The organism is Pseudoalteromonas sp. RB2-MNA-CIBAN-0110 (assembly GCF_040309305.1).
Classification (GTDB): Bacteria; Pseudomonadota; Gammaproteobacteria; order Enterobacterales; family Alteromonadaceae; genus Pseudoalteromonas; species Pseudoalteromonas arctica.
The window spans coordinates 1-230 of the sequence record NZ_JBEOOQ010000359.1 but is presented as its reverse complement, the minus strand read 5'-3'; the positions used below and the strand labels follow the sequence as shown (position 1 = coordinate 230).

Annotated in this window: 1 protein-coding gene; it reads right to left on the bottom strand. The window is 46.1% G+C overall.

The genetic code is table 11. The annotated features are described in order from the left end of the window. Positions 1-230, bottom strand: a 230-nt coding sequence (locus AAEY68_RS21790) for an FAD-dependent oxidoreductase (RefSeq protein ID WP_350586911.1), incomplete at both ends; no start/stop codon positions are given.

The following is a 230-nucleotide window of genomic DNA, read 5'->3' as shown; positions in this document are numbered from 1 at the left end:
GAGTAACTGTTTATAAAGCCGTTTGGCATATAAAAAGCTATGCGCAAATAACTCGCTGTGTGGGGAGTTTTTTGCTTGTAAATGAGGGTATACCGCCCCTTGCACGTTGTGCGATGCCCCCATAGCGGGTGCAGCATCTTGGCAAAATAATTGGCTGCTAATACCTCGCTTAGCTAGGCTGTATAAAATACAGCTGCTGGCAATACCACCACCAATTACCGCCACATTAC